The 15,233-nt window shown below is 63.8% G+C and carries 12 protein-coding genes; 1 reads left to right on the forward strand and 11 read right to left on the reverse strand.

Features of this window, described 5'->3' with window-relative positions; genetic code table 11:
• Window positions 1-16 precede the first annotated feature (16 nt).
• From LB533_RS10305 to fabD, 10 genes are all read right to left on the reverse strand, one after another.
• A complete protein-coding gene (locus LB533_RS10305) occupies window positions 17-2,266 on the reverse strand; it encodes a xanthine dehydrogenase family protein molybdopterin-binding subunit (protein WP_224677129.1) in 2,250 nt (749 codons plus the stop codon).
• Window positions 2,266-2,769: a (2Fe-2S)-binding protein gene (locus LB533_RS10310; protein ID WP_224677130.1), complete on the reverse strand. Its 504-nt coding sequence runs from the start codon at window positions 2,767-2,769 to the stop codon at window positions 2,266-2,268. The genes LB533_RS10305 and LB533_RS10310 overlap by 1 nt, the downstream gene beginning before the upstream one ends.
• On the reverse strand, window positions 2,766-4,142 hold the full coding sequence (locus tag LB533_RS10315; RefSeq protein ID WP_224677131.1) for a cytochrome c: 1,377 nt from the start codon (window positions 4,140-4,142) through the stop codon (window positions 2,766-2,768). Before LB533_RS10315 ends, LB533_RS10310 begins: the two co-directional genes overlap by 4 nt.
• Before the next feature lie 223 nt (window positions 4,143-4,365).
• On the reverse strand, window positions 4,366-5,022 hold the full coding sequence (gene gmk, locus LB533_RS10320) for a guanylate kinase (protein ID WP_140494448.1): 657 nt from the start codon (window positions 5,020-5,022) through the stop codon (window positions 4,366-4,368).
• A gap of 3 nt (window positions 5,023-5,025) precedes the next feature.
• Window positions 5,026-5,916, reverse strand: a complete 891-nt coding sequence (locus LB533_RS10325; protein ID WP_224677132.1) for a YicC/YloC family endoribonuclease — start codon at window positions 5,914-5,916, stop codon at window positions 5,026-5,028.
• Between the two features lie 135 nt (window positions 5,917-6,051).
• A complete protein-coding gene (gene mltG / locus LB533_RS10330; protein WP_224677133.1) occupies window positions 6,052-7,260 on the reverse strand; it encodes an endolytic transglycosylase MltG in 1,209 nt (402 codons plus the stop codon).
• 102 nt (window positions 7,261-7,362) lie between these two features.
• Window positions 7,363-8,625 carry a beta-ketoacyl-ACP synthase II gene (gene fabF / locus LB533_RS10335; RefSeq protein ID WP_140494455.1) on the reverse strand — a complete coding sequence of 421 codons (1,263 nt, stop codon included), beginning with the start codon at window positions 8,623-8,625 and terminating at the stop codon, window positions 7,363-7,365.
• Between the two features lie 34 nt (window positions 8,626-8,659).
• Complete coding sequence (locus LB533_RS10340; RefSeq protein ID WP_006203723.1) at window positions 8,660-8,896, reverse strand: acyl carrier protein; 237 nt, start codon at window positions 8,894-8,896, stop codon at window positions 8,660-8,662.
• 269 nt (window positions 8,897-9,165) lie between these two features.
• Complete coding sequence (gene fabG / locus LB533_RS10345; protein WP_224677134.1) at window positions 9,166-9,903, reverse strand: 3-oxoacyl-[acyl-carrier-protein] reductase; 738 nt, start codon at window positions 9,901-9,903, stop codon at window positions 9,166-9,168.
• A 133-nt stretch (window positions 9,904-10,036) separates the two neighbouring features.
• A complete protein-coding gene (gene fabD / locus LB533_RS10350; RefSeq protein WP_224677135.1) occupies window positions 10,037-10,978 on the reverse strand; it encodes an ACP S-malonyltransferase in 942 nt (313 codons plus the stop codon).
• A 276-nt stretch (window positions 10,979-11,254) separates the two neighbouring features.
• Here fabD and LB533_RS10355 point away from each other — a divergent pair, with 276 nt between their 5' ends.
• On the forward strand, window positions 11,255-13,183 hold the full coding sequence (locus LB533_RS10355) for an LTA synthase family protein (RefSeq protein WP_224677136.1): 1,929 nt from the start codon (window positions 11,255-11,257) through the stop codon (window positions 13,181-13,183).
• A gap of 44 nt (window positions 13,184-13,227) precedes the next feature.
• Here the strand turns inward: LB533_RS10355 and LB533_RS10360 are convergent, their stop codons facing one another.
• Complete coding sequence (locus tag LB533_RS10360) at window positions 13,228-14,937, reverse strand: pilus assembly protein (protein WP_224677137.1); 1,710 nt, start codon at window positions 14,935-14,937, stop codon at window positions 13,228-13,230.
• Between the last annotated feature and the right edge of the window lie 296 nt (window positions 14,938-15,233).

The raw sequence follows: 15,233 nt of genomic DNA on the forward strand, positions 1-15,233 counted from the left end.
CGAGCGCATGCTTCGACTACACGCCCAACACCGCTTTCACGCGCTCGCGCGTGTAGGGCAGGTCATAGATGCGTTTTCCCGCGGCGTGGCGGAAGGCATTGGCGATCGCGCCGGCTGTCGGGCCCTGCGCTGCTTCCGCGACGCCGAGATAGAGCGTGCCGGGATTGTCGACGACATGCACTTCCACGCTGTCCGGAACAGCGCTGAAGCGCAGGATCGGATAGGCCGACCAATCCGCGCTCAGGATGCGGGTGTCGTCGAAATGGACGGCCTCGTAAAGCGTCCAGCTCAGCGACTGCAAGATACCGCCTTCGGTCTGGTTGACGATCGAATCCGGCGCCACCGCTTCGCCGCAGTCGACCGCCGAGACCACATGCGAGATGGCGATGACGCCGCTGTCGCGATCGACCTCCGCTTCAAGCGCGACTGCGAGATAGGCGGCGTGGTTCTTGTACTTGGCGAAGGCGAACCCCCGGCCGCGGCCCTCCGGCATAGGATCATTGCTCCAGCCGAATTTTTGCGCCGCAACCTCGATCACCTTCCTGGCGCGCGGGTCCTTCATGTGCCTCAGCCGGTATTCCACCGGGTCGGCGCCGGCCGCGAGCGCCAGCTCGTCCATGAAGCTTTCGATCGAGAACACGTTGCAGTAGGCGCCGAGGCCGCGCAGCGACGAGACGCGCACCGGCATGTCGGCAACGAAATGCCAGTTCACCCGCTGGTTCGGCACCTCGTAGAGCGGGATGGCGTTGCGGTCGCCATTGCCGAGCGGCGAGATCTGCAGCTTGGCCGGATCGGGCGGGAAATGCTTCGCCATCAGCCGGCCGGCGATCAGCGAACCGGCCGTTCCCGGCCGCGTGCCGTGGCTGTTGCTCCACAGATCATAGTGCCAGTTGACGATCTTGCCGCTGGCGTCCAGCGTTGCGCTGGCGCGCGTCAGCATGCCAGGGCCATAAGGCTCCCACAAATGCTCCTGATCGCGCATCCACTGCACGCGCACCGGCGTGCCGGGCAGCGCCTGCGCGATCAGCGCGGCGTCGGCCGCCGCGTCGTCGGCGCCATTGTGGCCGTAGCAGCCTGATCCCTCGGTGTGGATGCAGCGCACCTTTTCCGGTCCGACGCCGAGCATCTCGGCGATCGCCTTGCGGTCTGGATAGACGCCTTGAGTATGCGTCCACACCGTGATGAGACCCTTGTCCGACAGGGCAACGGCAGCGGAGGGGCCGATCGACCCATGCATCTGGTAGGCGCGGGTGAACTGTGCCTGCAGCGTCTTTGCGCCGGTTGCCGTTTCCGCGCCGACCGAGGTCACGGTGCCGACCTCGGCGACCGAGCGCTCGAGGAAGGCGGGGATATCGTCCTGGTCCGGCAAGGCCGGCTGCTCCTGCCACTTCGCCTTGGCGGCCATGGCGCGCATGGCCTGGACCGCCTGGAATTCCTGCCTGGCCACAACGGCCAGGAAGTCGCCATCGCGGATCACCGCCACCACGCCCGGCATCGTCTTGATGGCGGCCTCGTCGACGCTGACGAGCTTGGCCGAATAGCTTGGCGGGCGAACGACGCGGGCATGCACCATGCCGGGAAGCCGCATGTCCTGCACATAGGCCTCGCCGCCCGTTACCTTTGCCGGAATATCGACGCGGGCGAACGGCTTGCCGATCGCGTGATAGCTGTCCGGCGATTTCAGCGCTGTGTCGGCCGATGCGTCCACATGCAGCAAATCCGCCACCACGAGTTCGCCATAGCCCACGGACTTCCCGTCCGGCCCGGTGATCCTGCCGCTTGCCGCCTTGAGCTGGTCGGCCGGAACGCCGAGCTTCTCGCTCGCCTTGGCGATAAGGATCTGGCGCACCTGCGCCGAGGCGTAGCGTATGGCGGTGCCGCTGTTCTGGATCGTCTGGCTGCCGGCGGTATAGCCTTCGTTCGGCGTCAGCGCGGTATCGGCAGTGATGAGCTTGATGGAAGCCGGCTCGACCTCCAGTTCTTCGGCGGCGATCTGGCGCAGCGACGTCCTGGTGCCCTGGCCGAGCTCGGCCTTGCCGGTGAAGACGGTGATCGAACCGTCGGCATCCAACCTGATCCAGGCGTCGAGCGAGGGGGTATCGGCAAGGCTGCCCGGCAGTTTCTTGGCCGGGGCCGGCGTCGCGGGCGTCTGCGCCGGGGGCGCGGCCTCCTGAGCCTGCACGGGAATGGTGAAGGACACGACCAGCGCGCCGGTCCCGGCGAGAAAGCCGCGTCGTGTCAGCTCGGGAAAGGTTGGCGCGTTCATCATGCCCTCCCTGCGGCCGCGGCCGGCGCTAAGCCAGCCGATTTCGATTTCATCAGGTCGCGCGCGCGGCTCACCGCCCGCAGGATGCGCATATGCGTGCCACAGCGGCAGAGGTTAGGTTCCAGCGCCTGCCGGATATCGGCGTCACTGGCATCGGGTTTGGCCTCGAGCAGCGCCTGCGCCCGCATCATCATGCCGGCGATGCAATAACCGCATTGCGCCGCCTGCTCCTCGATGAACGCTTTCTGCATCGGACCCGGGTTCTCGATCGTGCCCAAACCCTCGACCGTCTTGACCTCGCGGCCTTCCACCAGCATCGCTGGCGTCAGGCAGGAGAAGACGGGCTTGCCGTCGACCATCAGCGTGCAGGCGCCGCATTGGCCAAGGCCGCAGCCGAACTTGGCGCCGTTCAGCTTCAAATCGTTGCGCAGCACATAAAGCAGCGGCGTCGCGGGATCGACGTCGACGTCGTGGGAGATGCCGTTGACGTTGAGATTGATCATCTGTCCTTCGCTCCTACATTGTCCGGGCCGCGCTCGATGCCATCCGAGGGCCGGACGCTAACCTGGTATTTTCCGCTCCTGGTGTCGGCGATCCTGGCCGCCGCATCCTGCCAGGCCGGCTTGCCGGCAAAGGCATCGCGCAGATAGGCCAGCAAGTCATTCACCTGGTCGTCCTTCAGCGTCGCCGCGAATCCCGGCATGATGGCGCTCGGGCGTCCACCCGCCGCCGGCAGGCCGAACAGCACGGTGTTGATGACGTTCTGCGGATCTGGCGCGTTGACCGCGCTCGACAGATGGAAATTGATACCGCCAAAAGGCGGCGGACGGCTGCCGTCGTGGCAGGTGGCGCATGCTGCCTGGTAAATGACGGCTCCACGCGCCGCCGGCGTATCGGCGGATGTCGGCACCACGGCGGCGGTCGACGCCGGGTCGGCCGCGGCGCGGCCGCGGATAGCCTGCGCGGCTGCCGTCCGTTCGGCGGATGGTTCGCCCATGAGCGACATGGCGTAAGTGGCCATGGCGTCGATGTCGGCGTCGGGAAGCCGGCCGAGATTGCCCGTCACTTCGCCCATCGGGCCATTGGCGACGCCGTGGTCGGCATGCCAGCCTTGCCTGAGATAGGCAAACAGGCTGTCATGCGTCCACGGTATGGGCGCCGGTGAAGTGCCGTCGAGCGCAAAGGCCGTCCAGCCTTCCGCCTCGCCGCCGGCCATGTGCGAACCCTTCTCTTCCGCGCCGAACCGATTGCGCGGCGTGTGGCAGGCGCCGCAATGGCCGAGCCCATCGACCAGATAGGCGCCGCGGTTCCACTGCGCGCTTTGCGAAGCATCGTTTTGATAGGCGCCCCTGTCGAAGAACAGCAGCTTCCAGCCGGCCAGCACGAGGCGCACATCGAGCGGGAAAGGCAGCTCGTTCGGGGGCGGCCGGCTGTTCACCGGCTGGCGCGTCATCAGATAGGCGTAGAGCGCACGGTTGTCCTCATCGGAAACACGCGTGAAATGATCGAACGGGAAGGCCGGGTAGAGATGCCTGCCCTCGCGGTCGACGCCTTCGCGCATGGCGCGGTTGAAGGCTGCCTGGGACCAGCGGCCGATACCGGTCTGCGGATCTGGCGTGATGTTGGTCGAATAGATGGTGCCGAACGGCGTCGGCACGGCGAGCCCGCCGGCAAAGGACTTTTCACCGGGCCTGGTGTGGCAGGAGGTGCAATTGCCGACCGAGGCCAGCACAGCGCCTTTCTCGATCAGCGCCGGGTCGAACGACGATCGTTGCGGCGGCTCGACAGGATCGATCGCCGGCTTCCACGCATAGGCGAAAAATCCGGCGCCGCAGACAATGACAATGGCAAGAACGCCCAGCCAGAAGCGTTTCAATATCTGCTCTCCCTCATGGCTACGGTGAGACGCCGCCGAACCAGCCGTTACCGACCACGCGCGTGCGTTCGTGCAGGAGAAACTAGGGGCATTACCCTCTTCGTCAATTGTCTGATTTATGTCGCCGAAAAATGCATCTGGCGCGACCTGCCCGGGCACATCGTTTCGGACTTATCGGCCTTCGGCCTGTCCGCCGGCCCATGTTCGTGGGCAGAGGAAAGTGCTAGCTCGTCTTCTCGTCCAACAGTCCCGAGACGAAATCGAAGAGCCCGGGCCGACGATCGCGCCGCAACCGCTCGGCGACAACGATGCCGCGCACTTCGGCGAAGGCGCGATCGAGGTCATCGTTGACGATGACGAAATCATATTCCTTCCAGTGCTCGATCTCGTTGCGCGCGTTCTTCAGCCGCGTCTCGATCACCGCTTCCTGGTCCTCGGCGCGGCGCTTCAGCCTTGCCTTCAACTCCTTCATCGACGGCGGCAGGATGAAGATCGAGACGATGTCGGCGCGCATCTTCTCCTTGAGCTGCTGGGCGCCTTGCCAATCGATGTCGAACAGCATGTCGCGCCCTTGAGCCAGCGCCAGTTCCGCCGGCTCGCGCGGTGTCGCGTAGCAATTGCCATGCACCTCCGCCCATTCGAGCAGGGCGTCCGAATCGCGCAGCCGCTCGAACTCGCGCATGGTGCGGAAATGATAGTGAACGCCTTCGATCTCCGAGCCGCGGCGCGGCCTGGTGGTGACGGAGACCGAGAGTTCGAGGCTGGAATCGCTTTCCAGAAGGTTGCGCGCAATCGTCGACTTGCCGGCGCCCGACGGCGACGACAGCACGAGCATCAGGCCCCGGCGGCGAATGCGGGACCCCAAATCCCTGGCAACCATCGGCTACTCCAGATTCTGGACCTGTTCACGAAACTGATCGACCACGGCCTTCAGTTCCAGCCCGATTGCGGTGACCGCAGCGGCGTTCGATTTCGAGCACAGCGTATTCGATTCGCGGTTAAATTCCTGTGCCAGAAAATCGAGCTTGCGGCCGACGGCGCCGCCGCCGGAAAGCAATGCCCGACCCGACGCCACATGCGTCTTCAAGCGATCGATCTCCTCGCGAATGTCGGCCTTGGTGGCGAGGAAGGCGGCTTCCTGGTGCAAGCGGCCGGCGTCGAGATTGGCCGAAGCATCCATCAAGAGCCGCACCTGCTCGGCGAGGCGCTCGCGGATGGCCGCCGGTTCGCGCGACGGATCCGCTTCAGCGCCCAGCGTCAGCGCTTCGATGGCGTCGATATGGCCCATCAGAAGCGTGCGAAGTGCCGCGCCCTCACCCTGGCGGGACCGCTCCAGCCCCTCCAGCGCCGCCTCGAGGGCCGCCATGACGGCGTTGTCGAGCGCTGTCCTTACATCCTCGGTTTCGTTGGTCTCGGGAATTTCGAGCACGCCGCGCAGCGACAACAGTCCGTCGGCGGTCGCAGGAGCAACGCCAAATTGTTCTTCGATCCGCTTGGCGAGCCCGGCCAGATCCTTGAGGAAGGCCTCGTTGACAACGGGCTGGGACTGCATTCCGGCGGCACGCGTGATGGTCAGCGTCGCCTGAAAATTGCCGCGCGCAAAACGTTTCTGAAGCGTCTGCCTGATGGCCGGCTCCAGCCGCTCGAAGCCCTGCGGCAGCCGCAGCCGCACCTCGACGCTCTTGCCGTTGACGGATTTGACCTCCCAGGCAATCGAGGTGCCGTCATGTTCGGCGACAGCACGCGCAAATCCGGTCATGCTCTGCAAATTCATCGTGCCTGCATACCCCCTGGCGCGTACAACCGATACTTGCTTGATCCGGCTTCGCGCACCTTCAGAAAGCCGAAATGCCCGCCTGCCAACCGGCTTACGACCGATAGCGTGGACGAGTTGGAAAACCGTGCGCCGCTACTGGGCCGCCCCCGCGTCGCCGTCAATGGGAGCGTCGGTCTGCCCCTCCACCTTGGCATCAGCCTTGGCCGCGTCGTCGACTTGCTTCTTCTGTTGGGCTCGATAGCGCGCGACGTTCTCATTGTGCTCGTTAAGCGTGGCGGCAAAGACGTGTCCGCCAGTGCCGTCGGCAACGAAATAGAGGTCGTCGGTCTTTGATGGATTGGCTACCGCCTCCAGCGCCGCGCGGCCGGGATTGGCGATCGGCGTCGGCGGCAGGCCGTTGATCACATAGGTGTTGTAGGGCGTCGGCTTCTGGATATCCGACTGATAGATCGGCCGGTCGGCGGGTTTGCCCTTGCCGCCGAACAGACCGTAGATGATGGTCGGATCGGATTGCAGGCGCATGCCCTTGGCCAGCCGGTTCAGGAAGACCGCGGCGACGCGCGAACGCTCATCGCCCTTGCCTGTTTCCTTCTCGACGATCGAGGCGAGCGTGACGAACTCGTCAATGCTGGCGAGCGGCAGGTCGGCGGCGCGCCGCTGCCAGACCTCCTCGACCAGCTTCTTCTGGTCGGCCAGCAGCTTGTCTATCATCTGCTGGCGCGTGGCGCCGCGCGTGAAGCGCAGCGTATCGGTGGCGAGGCTGCCCTCTGGAGGCACGGTGGCCGGCATGTCGCCGCTCAAGGCGGGCTCGCCTGCGATGCGCGCCAGCGCCTGCTCGACGGTCAGCCCTTCGGGAATGGTCAGCGAGTACATGACCGACTTGCCGCTCTTCAGCAATTCCATGATGTCGCGCATGGAAGCCCTGGGCTTGATCTCGTATTCGCCGGCCTTCAGCGCCGAATCATTGCCGAAGGCTCGCACGCCAAGACGGAATATGCGCGCGTCGCTGATCAGGCCGCGCCGCTCGAGCTGGTCGGCGATATCCTGGACGCCGGTGTTTGGCTTGACCAGGAAGGTGTCGCCATTGGCCGATGGGCCGGGCTCGGTGAATTCCTGCTTGCCGAAGTAAAGCGCGATACCCGCCGCCAGAACCATCAGCATCACCAAGGAGATGACGAAGTTCATGAACACGACGACCTGACTGCGCGAAGCACGCGAGCGCTTCGGCGGCGGGGTCCCGGCCTCCGGCCGCAAGGCTTCGCTGGCTGTCTTCGGCATGATCGGTCCCGATGTCGCCTGCCCTTGCCCGAACTCTCCGTTTCCGGCCGGATTTGTGTTCATTTCGCCCTACCGTTTGATCTCTCAACGAATCCCCTGCGGCAGAGTAGGGGCGAATATGGCAAAATTGACGACACGCCGAAGCGCCGTCCGGCAGGCGAACGGTCAGCCATTGTAGCGCTGGAAGACCAGCGAAGCGTTGGTGCCGCCGAAGCCGAAGGAATTGGACAACGCCACGTCGATCTGGCGGGCACGCGGCTTGTTCGGCACCAGGTCGATCGCGGTCTCACGCTCCGGATTGTCAAGATTGATGGTGGCCGGCGCGATATTGTCGCGGATGGCGAGGATCGAAAAGATCGCTTCGGCAGCCCCTGCCGCGCCGAGGAGATGGCCGATCGACGACTTGGTCGACGACATCGAAATCTTCGATGCGGCATTGCCGACCAGCCGCTCGACGGCGCCGAGCTCGATCGTGTCGGCCATGGTCGAAGTGCCGTGCGCGTTGATGTAATCGACATCGGCGGGCGTCAGCTTTGCCCGGTTCAACGCCGCCGTCATGCAACGGAATGCGCCGTCGCCATCTTCAGCCGGTGCGGTGATGTGATAGGCGTCGCCGGTCAGGCCGTAGCCGGTCACTTCCGCATAGATCTTCGCGCCGCGCGCCTTGGCATGCTCGAGTTCCTCAAGCACGACGACGCCGGCGCCCTCGCCCATGACGAAGCCGTCGCGATCACGGTCATAGGGCCGCGACGCCGTTTGCGGCGCGTCGTTGCGCTCGGTCGACAGCGCACGGCAGGCAGCGAAGCCAGCGATCGACAGTCGCGTCACCGGCGCTTCGGCACCGCCGGCGACCATGACGTCGGCATCGCCCCAGATGATCAGCCGGGCTGCGTCGCCGATGGCATGCGCGCCGGTCGAGCAAGCGGTGACGACGGCATGGTTGGGGCCTTTCAGCCCATGCCGGATCGAAACCTGGCCGGAGACGAGATTGATGATCTGGCCGGGGATGAAGAAGGGGCTGATGCGACGTGGGCCGCGCTCCTTCAGGATCATCGCGTTCTCGGCGATGCCTTCGATGCCGCCAATGCCCGAACCGATCAGAACGCCGGTGGCGCACTGCTCGGCATGGGTCTTCGGCTGCCAGCCGGAATCCTTCAGCGCCTCGTCGGCGGCCGCGATCCCGTACAGGATGAAGTCGCCGATCTTGCGCAGTTCCTTCGGCTCGAGCACCGCCTCGGGATTGAAGGTGGCGTTGCTGCCGTCACCACGCGGAACGACATGGGCGATCTTGCAGGCAAGATCCTCCACCTCGAACTCGGTGATGCGCTTGGCGGCGCTGCGGCCGGTCAGAAGTTCCTTCCAGCTGTGCTCGAAGCCCATGCCGAACGGCGACAGCAACCCAAGGCCCGTGACGACGACACGCCTCATCGCAGGTCCTCCCCGGTGATGACTGCGGAAAGCGTCAGGCCGAAGCCTTGTCGATGTACTTCACGGCATCGCCCACCGTCAGGATGGTTTCAGCCGCGTCATCGGGGATCTCGACGCCGAATTCTTCTTCGAACGCCATGACGAGTTCGACCGTGTCGAGACTGTCGGCGCCCAGATCATCGATGAAGCTCGCCTGCTCCGTCACCTTGTCGGCATCGACGCCCAGGTGCTCGATGACAATCTTCTTGACGCGCTCTGCGGTGTCACTCATTTGGGGCATCCTCGTCTTTTGGTTGTCTGTCTTCGTTAGCGGGCGGAATGCCGCTAATCAAGCTGAAAGATGGTCCCGCCGGAAACGCAATGGCCGCAGACCGGTTTTTGCCCGAACCGCCGGGTTGCGGGCCGCATTACACGAAAAATCGTGGGCGTCCAAGCCGAAATGGTCGCTTTTCACAGCCCGCCCAGGTGTCGCCTGTCGCCGTCTCAAAGCCACCGCGAATGCCCGGGCCCGGCCCGAAATGCATGCTTTGGCCGACCCGATCAGATCATCGCCATACCGCCGTTCACATGGATGGTTTGGCCGGTGACGTAGCCGGCCTCGTTGGAGGCAAGGTAGGCGACGGCGGACGCCACTTCGGCGCTGGTGCCCATGCGGCGCGTCGGGATCGCGGCCATGATCGCCTCCTTCTGCTTGTCGTTGAGCTTGTCGGTCATCGCCGATTCGATGAAGCCCGGGGCGACACAGTTGACGGTTATGCTGCGGGTGGCGATCTCCTGCGCCAGCGATTTGGAAAAACCGATCATGCCGGCCTTGGAGGCGCAGTAGTTGGTCTGGCCGGGATTGCCGGTGACGCCGACCACCGAGGTAATGTTGATGATGCGGCCGTGGCGACGGCGCATCATCGGATGGGTCAGCTCACGCGTCAGCCTGAACACGGCAGTCAGATTGACTTCAAGCACGCTGTCCCAGTCGGCGTCCGACATGCGCACGAACAGTCCGTCCTTGGTGATGCCGGCATTGTTGACCAGGATATCGACGCCCTCGAGATCGGCCTCCGCTTTCTGGCCCAGCGTCTTGACCTCGTCGCGGTTCGACAGGTCGGCCGGAAACAGCTTCACCCGGTCGCCAAGTTCGGCGGCCAGCGCCTCCAGTTTCTCTATACGCGTGCCGTGCAGGCCGACGACGGCGCCCTGCGCATGCAACACCCTGGCGATCGCCTCGCCGATGCCTCCCGACGCGCCGGTGACAAGTGCCTTGCGGCCGGTCAGTTCGAACATGTGTTTTCCTCTTTGGTTTTCGGAAGCTCAGCGAGCAACCTCATCTGTATACGTCGTGCCGGTGTCCGATTGCCATCACCAACGGAATATCTTCAGCGATACAAGCCGCGCCATCAAATTCACACGCGGCGCTTCACCCGAGCGCCGCCAATGCGGCCTCGACCTCCGCCGCGGTTCCGACCGATGTCGTGGCGATGTCGCGGTTTATGCGCCGGGCCAGCCCTGAAAGCACTTTTCCCGCGCCGACTTCATAGAGCGTGGTGACGCCGTTCGCGCCGAACCACTCCACCGTCTCGCGCCAGCGCACGCGGCCGATCACCTGTTCGAACAGACGGCGCGCAATGATTTCGGGATCGCTGGTCGGAGTGACCGTGACATTGGAGACGAGCGGCACGACAGGCGCGTTCTTGGTTACCCCGGCCAGCGCTTCCCGCATGATCTCGGCGGCAGGCGCCATCAGCGCCGAATGGAAGGGCGCGGAGACCTGCAGCATCAGCGCCCGCTTGGCGCCCTTCTCGGTGCACAGTTTGGCGGCCAGTTCGACCGCTGCCTTGGCGCCGGAAATAACCAGCTGGCCACCGCCATTGTCGTTGGCGATCTGGCAGACCGATCCTTTGGCAGCCTCGGCGCAGGCGGCTTCGACATCGGCCTGCTCCAGCCCGATGATCGCCGCCATGGCGCCTTCGCCGGCCGGCACCGCCGCTTGCATGGCATTGCCGCGGATGCGCAGCAGCCTGGCGGCATCGGCAACCGAGACGAAGCCGGCGGCGGCGAGCGCCGAATACTCGCCCAGCGAATGGCCGGCGACGTAAGCGACCTTGTCCTTCAGCGAAAAACCGCGTGCTTCCAAGGCCCTGATCGCGGCCAGCGATACAGCCATCAGCGCCGGCTGCGCATTGGCGGTCAGCGTCAGCGTCTCTTCCGGCCCTTCCCAGATCAGCTTCGACAGGTTTTGGCCGAGCGCGTCGTCGACTTCGCTAAAAACCCTGCGCGCCTCGGGGAAGGCATCGGCGAGGTCCTTGCCCATGCCGACAGCCTGGCTGCCTTGTCCCGGAAAGGTGAATGCAACGGCCATGTGTGGGCTCCCAAAGCTCGGTTCTGCTTGCCTGATACACGAATTTTCCTGCCTGTGACGCAACGCGGCCTGCCAAGTCAAGCCCGGTTCGGCCCGGCCGCTCGGCAGCTTTGCGGGCCGAGTGACTGTTCCAAAAGGCTTTTTGGCGATCACTCCTGATGAAAACCGCTCACGAATCGTTTGCTGGCTCTTCTTATTTCCGCCACAGGCGCTAGCTTTGCGTGACAATTCCATGACAATCGAGTGACGGGTCTGTCGCTGGGTGGGGAAGTTAAAGTGGCTAGGATTTCGAAAGGCGCAGGCAAAGCCGCGCCACAGTTTCTGGAAGACGATCCTTCCACCGGCTACCTGCCGGGACGGAAGTGGCCGACCATACGCTATGGGCTGACCAGCCTGCTGATCGCGGCCGTCCTGGTGTTCGCCATCGAATTGATCGTGCGCGGCGACTTCGGCGGCACGGTTTCCTTCTTCCTGCAGCCGCTCAAACCGGGCTGGACCACGATCGTGGTGTTCGCCCTGGTTCTGATCGGCCTCGATGCCGTTTTCGGCCGCAGCTATCAAAGCCTGATGATCGTCGCGCCGCTGACGCTCTCGCTGGCTTTCATCGGCCATCAGAAATCGCATTATCTCGGCGATCCCCTCTACCCGACCGATTTCCTCTACTCCCGCCAGATCGTGGCGCTGCTGCCGCTTCTGGTGCGTGACCGCCCGATGACTGCCCTTGCCATGGTTGTCGGCATCGTCGCCGGCCTGTCGCTGCTCATCTATGGCTGGCGGGTCTGGCGTCGAAAGGTGCCGATACTCAGCCGCAAGGGCCGTCTCGCCCGGCTGACGCTGGCGGTGCCGCTGCTCGCCTTCTTCGTCTCGATCATGGACTATGCCACCTTCTCCTGGACCCGGGACCGGCTGCAGATCATCCCGATCATGTGGGACCAGAAGGAGAATTACGCCTCCAACGGCTTTGCGCTCGCCTTCGCGCTCAACGTGCCGATGGCGCATGTCTCGGCGCCGCCAGGCTATTCGGCAAAGACGATCGCGGCCATCGACAGGCCGCAGGTGACCGCCTCGGTGCCCCAGGAAAAGCCCGACATCATCGTCGTCATGAGCGAATCCTTCTGGGATCCGACCAAGCTGCCGGGGGTCACCATCACGCCCGATCCGATCCCCAACGTGCGGGCGTTGCGTTCGGGCTCCATGTTCTCACCCGAATTCGGCGGCATGACCGCCAATATCGAGTTCGAGGCACTGACCGGCTTCTCCAACGCCTTCCTGCCGGCCGGCAGCATCCCCTACCAGCAATATGTGCGCACGCCGACGCCGTCGCTGGCGACTTTCCTGAAGAGGGAGGGCTACAGGGCGCGCGCCATCCATCCGGGCACCAACTGGTTCTGGAACCGCGGCGCGGTCTATGCCGATTTCGGCTTCGACGACTTCAGATCGGAAGAGACGCTGCCGCCGATGCAAAAGCGCGGGCCGCTGGCATCCGACGCGGCGATGACGGACGAGATCATCAGCGAGGCCGATGCCAGCGATGCCCCCGTGTTCTTCTTTGCCGTCAGCCTGCAGAACCACGGCCCTTACGAGCCGAACCGCTACTACAACCCGACCCACACCGTGCAGGCGCCTACCAGCCAATGGGCGCGTGAATCGCTGCTGAGTTACACCGAGGGCTCGGCCGACGCGGACCGCGGTCTCGGACGCCTGATCGAATGGGCAAAGAAACGCTCTCGCCCCACCGTCATCGCCTTCTTCGGCGACCATCTGCCGCCACTTGGGCCGGTCTATGTCGAGACGGGGTTCATGAAGGACAATGTCGCGCCGCGCAAGGAGGCTTCCGCCGAGGCGGCGCTGGAGCATCATCAGACGCCACTGGTCATCTGGTCGAACCGCACAGGCCCGGCCAAGGACATGGGCGCCGTCAGCCCCGCCTTCCTGCCCTATCACATCCTGAAAACAGCCGGCATCACCCACCCCTACTACACCGGCTTCCTGGGCGAGATGCGCGAACGCTACCGCGTGGTCGACCGCAATCTGCTGCTGACGCCGGCGGGAGAAGCCACGCCCGATTGGGCGCGGCAAAAGCAGATCGACCCGGCGATCCGCGACTTCCGGCTGCTGCAATACGACATGATGTTCGGCAAACGCCATGCGGCGCCCGACTTCTTCCCCGAAACGGTGGACAAGGTCGTCGCCCATATGAGCTGATATTCGCGGCATCCTTCAGGATGCCGCACGTCGGGGTCGGGCGTTCAATTCGTTAGTTGCAATTTCGAGAATTTGTTGGCGATCTGCTGGAACACGTTCGGCAATTTGTTTGGATCGTTGACGGCGTAATAGTCGCTGGGATCCGAGGCGCAAGCGCTGTAAAGCGTGCGGTTGGCGGGGGTGTCGGATTGCAGCACCATCGTGTAGATTTCGGCGCCCTGGTTCTTCAGCTGCGTGCAGACGCTTTTGGTCCATCCGTCGACATTGCGCGCGGCGGTCGTCTGATTGTCCGATCCAAGCCGACCGGCAGCGCCATAGGCTGAGCCGGCGAGAAAACCATAGGACGTATAGTCGGACTTCGTCGTCTCGTTGCTGGCGCCGTAGACGACATTCTCCCCGTCGGTGAGCAACATGACGATCTTGCTCACCCCGGGCGTCTTCCAAGGCGTCCCCTCAGCATAGGGCGCACTCGGCGACAACACCCGCTGGCCCCAGGCCAGGCCCTCGGAAACATTGGTGCCGGACCCCGCCCATGCAAGCATCTTGGCGGCCGCCTGGCGAAGCTTTGTAAAGTCTTCCGTCAAGGGGACGATTGGCGAGGGACAGGACCGGTTTGGCCCTACCGTCAGTTGCAAGGCGTTTGGATCGCTTGTGACCGCGGTGGCAATGGCGGTGTTCTGCGGCGCCACATATTTGGCGACCGTTTCAAGATCACCCCTCAAAGGGCCGGCAGCACTTCCAAGCAAGCCGCTCAGATCTATTCCGAGAATATTCAGTCCGCCATTCTGAGCAAGTTTGGTCTCATCGGGGGCGTCGTCGATAAAGGAGTTGTTGTAGTGATAGGCGTCGTTTGAATAGCCGCTGGAAGGCCTCGTGCCGTTTCCCGGACTGTCCGGCGCGAAATACGGTACGAACAGAGTGTCAGGGTAACGTGGATCGGGCGGCGTATCGGCGATATTAAGGGCACCAGGACGCGCCTCGACGCAGCCTTTCCAACCCGTATCCTCCCCCTTGCCGTCCTTCCACCCCGTTAACTTCGCGGCAGAGGCCGGATCTTTCATCAACTGCCTGAACAGCGCCATATGATTGGGACGCTTGTGGTTGATGGCGGGGAAATTGATTCCATTGGTGGATGACTTGCCGTCCATATCGATCCAGGACGGGTCGAACCCGTCGCCGTTGACATTGACTGCCGTGACGAAGGGTACCAGCGCCACGCGGACCTTGCGCGTCGGTGATTGCGCCGCCTCCAGATATTTGAGCAGATTGTCCGTCGCTGTCTTCAGGGCAGCAATTTTGGCGCCGGCCATCGAGCCGGTGTTGTCCAGAACCAGCACGACTTCGAGCTGGTTGTTCGATTCGACCGCCGAGGCATCGACCACGATGTGCCTGCTCTGGCCGAGCAGGAAGGCGAAGTTCAAATCGACGTCAGCCGAGGCGACGGCCTTCGTCTTGACGAAGTTGACGCCGCTGTCGACCGTCAACGTGGCCCGCGCATTTGTGAGTTCGCCATGTCCGGCTACGTTGGCCTGGAAATAGCGGTTGAAGGCGTCGGTGCGGGTGATGTCCAGATCGCCGAGATGCGAGGAAGCGAGATTTGCCGCGTCGAGCGCATTCTGCAGGTTGCTTCTGGCCCGCATGATGGTGGAGACATCGGTTGCGAAGGCCACCGCCGACAAGATGGCCGGCAAGCCGATCCCGAGCAAAAGCGCGAAATTGCCGCTTTTCGAGCGCCAGAATTTCTTGAGAAGCATCCTTACCCCCGGAAATGCCTAGCCCGTTGCTGACAGCGGGATGCCGCTTTTTGCGCCAGACATGATGAATCGGCGGTTGATGCCGGGGCGGCGACCCCACACAACCTGTCTTGGTGGTTAAGGTCTGGTTTCCCGGAACCATGAAGTCCTGTCGCCGCACCTGCCGGTTTTTCCGGCCCTGCGACATCCGGGATTGCCGCCTGCTCTTGCCTTCCACGTGGATTGCTATATAGACGCCGCCAATCTGCCGGTCCTAGCTGGGGGCTGAACGGAGGGCCGGAGGTTTTCGAAACCTT

The organism is Mesorhizobium sp. BR1-1-13, assembly GCF_020165515.1.
Lineage (GTDB): Bacteria > Pseudomonadota > Alphaproteobacteria > Rhizobiales > Rhizobiaceae > Mesorhizobium.